Here is a 4,960-nt window from a genome sequence, read left to right on the forward strand (position 1 = left end):
TGATGCTGTAACTCAAGTTTCCACTCACCGGTGCAAGTGAGAAGTCCATAGTGTAGGGCGGTTCTTCACCACTTTTATCCGCTGCAGATTCATCATCGAAGTAAACGCGCAGAGTTTCTGTTGACGAGTTGTTCGAGTAGCCACGGACGTGGATGCTGAACTCACCTGACTCAAGATTTGTATGCAGTTGTGCTTTACCGTCGGAGACTTCTGAGTTGCCATTAATCATCAGCGATTTGACAGTGCTGGTACTGGATGAACTATTTATTCCGTCAATTTCCAATTGAACGGCTATGCCCGCTGCCATGCGCTCGGCAACCCGGTACTCGAAATCAGAGAGGCAGCCATCATCGTCGCTGTCGACGACGTCCATCTGTAGTTCGATTCCATCTACATCGACCGTATCTGAATCAGTACATAAAACACTGAGTTCTTCGAGGGTTTGCTCTTCGTCTTCAGATTTTGAGTCTCCGCCAGCTCCACCGCCACAGGCAGTCAGAGAAATGATTGTAACGGTAATAAGGTATTTAAATGTCGGAGGCATGCTAGTCCTTTACTTCTGATTTACAGCGAGATCCATTCAGTGCAGCGAATAAACTAAGCGTGAGAGCTAAAGTCTAAACGAATTTGTTGATAGGAAACATATCAGATTGCGACAGGGGCGCGGATAAGATCTCCTCCTACAGGGGATGGCAGTAGCCTGAAAGAAGCGAGATATAAAAAACGCCAGGTCTTTGCAGAGCTGGCGTTTTTGTTTTTGGAGCGGTGTCGCTGGTTACAACGCTTTGATCTTTTCGATCTGGTCGTTGAGTTTGGCGATGTCACGCTCAAAGCCGGCGGCTTTTTCTTTCTCTTTTTCGATCACGGCTTCTGGTGCTTTATCTACGAACCCTGGGTTGCCCAGTTTGTTCTGTACGCGCTCAAGGTCTTTGCCGAGTTTTTCGATCGATTTGCTCAGGCGTGCGACTTCTGCGTCTTTGTCGATGAAGCCAGCCATGGGTACGAGTACTTCCATGTCGCCAACCAGTTGGGTGACAGACATAGGTTCTTCGTCGCCTTCGTTCAGCCAGGTCAGTTTGTTGAGCTTGGCGAGTTTCATCAGGAAGGCCTGGTTTTCTTCGGCGCGGCGGAAGTCTTCGTCGCCGCCGTTTTTGAACAGCAGTTCCAGTTCGAAGCCTGGGGCGATGTTCTTCTCGGCGCGGACGTTACGCACGGCGGTGATGACGTTCTGCAGCCATTCGATGTCGGCTTCGGCCTCGGCGTCGATCAGGGCATCTTCGTGCCCCTCTTCAACTTCAAAAAGGAGTTCGTCATGGACCTGCAGCAACATCGTCGCAGGCAGATTTTTGATCGCTTCCGGCATGCGGATCATTGCCCGGCGGATCACATCTGCGGCGGTGCCTTGGATGGGGGCATTGATCGCAGCACGGGCGGCAAACCCCGCATGTGGTCCCTTGGCGCTGATGTTTGGTGTATGGATCTTTCTGCCAAATAACGTCTGGACGTAGCCATGTTCTTTGGCAAAGGCTTTGGTGTCGTCCATATAGGTGCGGATGCCGGGGAAGCGTTCGAAATAGCGATCGATGAACCCCTGCGCCTCGGAACGTGGAATGCGGAGATTGCGGGCAAGACCAAAGCCGGAAATGCCGTAAATCACACCAAAGTTGATCGCCTTGGCACGGCGGCGCACCTCTGGCGTCATCTCCTCCATCGGCACATCAAACATCTCGGACGCGGTCATCGCGTGAATGTCATCGCCGCGCGCGAACGCTTCCTTGAGGGCGGGAATATCCGCGATATGGGCCAGAATGCGCAGCTCGATCTGGGAATAATCCAGTGCGACCAACGTTTTGCCTTCTTCGGCGACAAAGGCCTCGCGGATGCGGCGGCCTTCCTCGGTGCGGATCGGGATGTTTTGCAGGTTCGGGTCGGTCGAGGCCAAACGCCCGGTGGATGCCCCCGCGATGGAATAGGAGGTATGCACCCGCCCGGTGTCCGCATTGATGTGGGTTTGCAGCGCATCGGTATAGGTGGACTTCAACTTGCTTAGCTGCCGCCAATCCAGAACACGCGCGGGCAAATCATGCTCGGTGGCGAGATCTTCGAGAACATCAACGCCAGTCGAATATTTGCCGTTCTTGCCCTTCTTGCCACCCTCGATGCCCATTTCATCAAACAGGATCTCGCCAAGTTGCGCGGGGGAGCCAACGTTGAACTTGCGGCCGACAATCTCGTAAATCTCGTCTTCCAGCCCTGCCATTTTCTGGGCAAAGGCATTGGACATCCGGCTCAGCGTGTCGCGGTCCACCTTGATCCCGGACCGCTCCATCGCGGCCAGAACCGGCACCAATGGCCTTTCGAGCGTCTCATAGACTTTGGTCACTTCGGCGCGATGCAACTGCGGCTTCAACAGCTTCCACAGACGCAGGGTGATATCAGCATCTTCGGCGGCGTATTTAACTGCCTCTTCCAGCGGCACCTTGTCAAATGTGATGGCAGATTTGCCGGAGCCAAGCAGCGGTTTGATCGGAATCGGCGTATGGCTCAGATACCGCTCTGACAGGGTGTCCATCCCATGGTTGTGCAGGCCCGCGTGCTGTGCGTAAGACATCAGCATCGTGTCATCAAAGGGCGCAACGGTGATGCCGATCTGGGCAAAGATCTTGGCGTCATATTTCATGTTTTGCCCGATTTTTAAGATCGATTGATCTTCAAAAACTGGCTTGAGCTTTTCGATTACCGCTTTGGTTGGCAGCTGATCTGGCGCCATGCCGCCACCCAATAAATCATCTTCACCTGACTTGTGGATGAGCGGGATATAACAACCATTGCCCACTTCTGTGGAAAGGCAAATGCCCACCAAATCGGCTTGCTGATTGTCCAGACCCGTGGTTTCCGTATCCACGGCGACATGGCCCTTGTCGATGATCCGTTCAACCCATTTGTCCAACGCATCCATTGTGCGCACGATCTCATATTTATCGTGTTCAACGGGCAGGCCCAAAAGCTCATGCGCCACCTTGTCGGCCAGAGCAAGTGGCGTGTTATCCCCTTCAACTGATATGGGTGCGGCAATCGTTTGGGTAGTTGGATCTGGTGCGAGCGACGCATCCGCGTCAATCGCATCTGCGTCCGCATCAATGGCGGCGGCGACCCGTTTGGTGATCGTTGAAAATTCCATCGCTTTCAAAAACGGAATGATAAGGCTGGCATCAAGTGGCTGGCGGGCGAACTCTTCCATTTCAACTTCAACAGGTACGTCGGTTTTCAGCGTTACCAAATCGCGTGAAACCCTTGCTTGATCAGCAAACTCGATCAAGTTTTCGCGGCGCTTGTTTTGTTTAATTTCGCTTGCACGTTCTAGCAAATTGTCTAGGTCACCATATTCGCCGATCAGTTGAGCGGCGGTTTTGATGCCGATGCCGGGCACGCCGGGCACATTGTCTACGCTGTCGCCAGCAAGCGATTGTACATCGATCACCTTATCTGGGCCTACGCCAAACTTCTCAAAGACTTCCTCAGCGCCAATCCACTTGTTTTTCATGGTGTCAAGCATCGAAATCTTGTCTGAAACCAATTGCATCAAATCTTTGTCTGACGAGACAATCGTCACATTCATGCCCTTGGCTTCAGCCTGGCGCGCATAAGTGGCAATCAAATCGTCCGCTTCAAAGCCTTCTTGTTCCACCGAGGAAATCGAAAATGCGCGAGTGGCATGTCTGGTTAGGGGAAATTGGGGGACCAAATCTTCAGGTGCAGGCGGGCGATGAGCTTTATACTCTGGGTAAAAATCATTGCGGAATGTTTTACCAGAATGATCAAATATCACCGCCATATGGGTTGGAGACTCCAATTCCTCCGCTTCAAAATCCAGCGTCAACTTATAGAGCATGTTGCAAAAACCGGACACGGCACCGACTGGCAACCCATCCGACTTACGCGTAAGCGGTGGCAAACCGTGATATGCGCGAAAAATATAGGTCGAGCCATCCACCAGCAACAAATGCATGTTTTTCCCCTTGGAACACACGTGAATCAAAAACGAATTGAATGTTCAATCTAATCGGATCAACAAGTTGGGTCTATGGGTGATTATTATTGTATCGCTTCGCCAGCGTTTGCGAAATTTGCGGCGACCTGCACAATAGTTAAAACGGGCAAAGTACCATCAATGGTTATAACGTCAGTTTCCAATGCTGTGGGTGCTTGCAAGGTTTGCAACTGGCTCTCCAACAGACTGACTGGCATAAAATGCCCGGGCCTGTTCGATATCCGATGTTCTAGAATGTCGCGACCAACTTGCAAAAAGACGAACTGACAATTCTCAACATGCTTGCGAATAGCGTCGCGATAGGCTTGTTTTAGTGCAGAACAAGCAACAACAACACTACCGGCTTGGGCATTTGTCTCCGCGCAAACAATGTCCAACCAACTTTTACGCATTTCATCAGTTAGTGGCACACCGTTGGCCATCGATGCTTTGTTCTGACTCGAATGAAAATCGTCTGCATCAAGAAAACGTGCGCCCAACGCCGTTGCAAGGGCGTCAGAAATGGTGGATTTTCCCGTCCCACTCACGCCAATTACAAATATTACTTTCTTAAAGCTGTCCATTTCTCGCCCCCAAATAGATTAATAGCCTACTCGGCATTGCTTCTGACCCGAGCCTATTGCTGACACCGCCATCGATTGAAAGTGAAGCTAGTCTAACAGGCATGCCGGTGCGAGTTGTTCGAACAACAATTCGTTCCCAGGAGAGAAACATTTTTGCGCAAAAAGCCATTGTGATGCGCGAACTCTTCAGATAAGTTCGCGCCAGTTTCGCCAAGCACAACAATGTGCAACGCAGAAGCACCCGTAGCTCAGCTGGATAGAGCGCTGCCCTCCGAAGGCAGAGGTCATGAGTTCGAATCTCGTCGGGTGCACCAATATTATCAAAATGTAATCAGCACCTTGCGTA

The 4,960-nt window shown here is 51.6% G+C and carries 3 protein-coding genes and 1 tRNA gene; 1 reads left to right on the forward strand and 3 read right to left on the reverse strand.

Annotation, left to right across the window (positions count from 1 at the left end; translation table 11 throughout):
* The 3 genes from Q0231_RS03780 to Q0231_RS03790 all read right to left on the reverse strand — a co-directional run.
* Positions 1-544, reverse strand: a 544-nt coding sequence (locus Q0231_RS03780) for a hypothetical protein (protein ID WP_299345287.1), incomplete at its 3' end; no start/stop codon positions are given.
* Positions 545-775: 231 nt separating this feature from the next.
* A complete protein-coding gene (gene polA / locus Q0231_RS03785; RefSeq protein ID WP_299345290.1) occupies positions 776-4,009 on the reverse strand; it encodes a DNA polymerase I in 3,234 nt (1,077 codons plus the stop codon).
* Between the two features lie 86 nt (positions 4,010-4,095).
* Entirely contained in the window at positions 4,096-4,614 is a 519-nt protein-coding gene (locus tag Q0231_RS03790) for a gluconokinase (protein WP_269393174.1), read from the reverse strand.
* 237 nt (positions 4,615-4,851) lie between these two features.
* Here Q0231_RS03790 and Q0231_RS03795 point away from each other — a divergent pair.
* Positions 4,852-4,928, forward strand: a tRNA-Arg gene (locus Q0231_RS03795).
* Positions 4,929-4,960 lie beyond the last annotated feature (32 nt).

The sequence above is a fragment of the uncultured Maritalea sp. genome (assembly GCF_937139385.1).
In the GTDB taxonomy this organism is placed as follows: Bacteria; Pseudomonadota; Alphaproteobacteria; order Rhizobiales; family Devosiaceae; genus Maritalea; species Maritalea porphyrae_A.

Coding starts and splice junctions, on each gene's coding strand:
- polA (WP_299345290.1), bottom strand. CDS start 4,009: ATGCATTTGTTGCTGGTGGATGGCTCGACCTATATTTTTCGCGCATAT.
- Q0231_RS03790 (WP_269393174.1), bottom strand. CDS start 4,614: ATGGACAGCTTTAAGAAAGTAATATTTGTAATTGGCGTGAGTGGGACG.